Source organism: Mesorhizobium sp. M2C.T.Ca.TU.002.02.1.1 (genome assembly GCF_003997225.1).
The window spans coordinates 1-1,009 of the sequence record NZ_RZTO01001302.1 but is presented as its reverse complement, the minus strand read 5'-3'; the positions used below and the strand labels follow the sequence as shown (position 1 = coordinate 1,009).

Annotated in this window: 1 protein-coding gene and 1 pseudogene; one reads left to right on the top strand and one right to left on the bottom strand. The window is 67.2% G+C overall.

Going from position 1 to position 1,009, the window contains the following annotated elements:
* A pseudogene (locus EOD07_RS38950) lies at positions 1–162 on the bottom strand (transcriptional regulator); the annotation flags it as partial.
* Between the two features lie 558 nt (positions 163–720).
* On the opposite strand from EOD07_RS38950, the gene EOD07_RS35645 reads away from it, so the two are divergent.
* Positions 721–1,009, top strand: a 289-nt coding sequence (locus EOD07_RS35645) for a GcrA family cell cycle regulator (RefSeq protein WP_281059121.1), incomplete at its 3' end; no start/stop codon positions are given.

Genomic DNA, 1,009 nt, shown 5'->3' with positions numbered 1-1,009 from the left:
GCCGTATTTCTCGGCCGCTTTCCTGGACAATGGCCGGTTGCCGTTCTCGTGGCTGATCAGCGTGTTCTTGTTGATGTCGCGCAAGGCCCGCGCCGCATCGCTGGGCGAGGCATAGCCGGCCTGCGCGCGCGCCTGCTGCAATCTGTGGCGAGAATCCATCATCGTACAAAACGCCTGAAAATAATCGTCCGAAGTGTACGATTTCGCTTGCGCACCTTTCGTACATAACGTACGCTTAGCGCATGAATGAGCATCCCGCAAGCATTTCCGCACTGCCCGTGATTCCGGCGCCGCCCACGAGCCTCCCAGGGCTGACAGGCGGCATGAACGCGCGTCCCTCGACGCATCAATTCCAATCGTCCGGACTGTTCTCCTCCCCGGTCCGGGCGCATTCCGGGGCGTTTGCCCTGGATCCGGTCGAACCGCCCGCACCCCGGTTCGCCGGAACGGCCGGAGCCGTTCCTCCCCCGGCTCCGGCCCCCAATTCGGGCACAAGCTGCATCCGCACCGAGGACGGCACCGTCATCCTGTTCGACAGGGTGACGGGCCGGGCGGTGTCGGGTCCGACGCGGGCCGCCGCCGAGGCGGCGCTCCTTCGCTTAAACGCAGCCGCGCCGGGCGCAGCCTGACCCCAACCCTCCTGACCTGACCTCACGGCCTCGCGGCCGAACCCTGGCGCTTGGCCGGAAGCCAAGCCCTCGCAAGCAACGGAATGAGACGATGGCAGCCGCCTACACCGAGAAGGAAATCGACGAGATCGCCGCCCTGCTGAAGGAGGGACTGTCGGCCTCGCGCATCGCCGGCCGCTTCAGTGCGCTGCGCGGCGCTCCGGTCTCGCGCAACGCCATCATCGGCATCGTCCACCGCAACGCCGGCTTAAGCGCCATCGGCTTCGCCAACCCCAAAGGCGGCCGCGCCGGCGGCAGGCCGCGAAAGCATGCGCGACCGGATCGATTGGGTCGGCGGGGCAGAGTGGCAGCCGCAGGTGTGACGCTGTCGGAACCGGCAG